This window comes from Dietzia sp. IN118 (assembly GCF_032905965.1).
In the GTDB taxonomy this organism is placed as follows: domain Bacteria; phylum Actinomycetota; class Actinomycetes; order Mycobacteriales; family Mycobacteriaceae; genus Dietzia; species Dietzia kunjamensis.
Map to the genome: position 1 here is coordinate 1 of NZ_JAUMSR010000026.1, position 803 is coordinate 803.

General features: G+C 65.0%; 1 protein-coding gene. It reads right to left on the reverse strand.

Features of this window, described 5'->3' with window-relative positions:
- Nucleotides 1-803: NAD(P)/FAD-dependent oxidoreductase (locus Q2K20_RS18120; RefSeq protein WP_317177065.1), on the reverse strand; the 803-nt coding region annotated here is incomplete at both ends.

Consider the following 803-nt stretch of genomic DNA (forward strand, 5'->3'; position numbering starts at 1 on the left):
CACGGAGGTAGAAGCAGCTGAAGTCGCGGTCCCGGGTGGGGTCACCGCTGAGGACGACTTCGTCGTAACCGGTGTTGAGACCGGCGATCTGCAGCTTGAGATCGTATTGATCTGACCAGAACCAGGGAAGCGCCTCGATCTTCCTAGATTTTCCGCAGACGGTCGAGGCGGCGACCTTGGCCTGCTCCCCCGCACTCGACACGGACTCCATGCGTATACGGCAGCCGTAACGGGCGATGTCATGGCTTGTGCAATCTCCGGCGGCCACGATGTCGGGGTCCTCGGTCCGGGCATGGTCGTCGATCACGATGCCGTTGTCGACCACGAGACCCGCAGCGTCGGCGAGTTCTGTTCTCGGTTCAACACCGATGCCCACGATGACCAGATCAGCCGGGATCGACTCGCCAGTGGACAGGAGGACCTCGCGGACGCAGTCGTCTCCGACTAATGCTGCGACTTTGGCGCACGTCCGGATATCGATGCCCTCCTCTCGGTGGATCCGCTCGAAGAACGTCGAGACGTCGGGAGCAGTGACCCGCTCGAGGACGCGAGTGGTCGCCTCGAGCACGGTGACGTCCAGGTCCAGTGCCCGTAGCGAGGCGGCCGTCTCAAGTCCGATGTAGCCGCCCCCGACGATCACCACCCGCCGCCCGGGGGCGGCGGACGTGCGGATCAACTCGACGTCTGCGGCGGTCCGAAGGTAATGGACCCCGGCGAGATCGGCCCCAGGAACGCGGAGCTGACGAGGGCGGGCTCCCGTGCACAGCGCGAGCTTGTCGTATGTCAGTGTGTCGCCGGTGCTC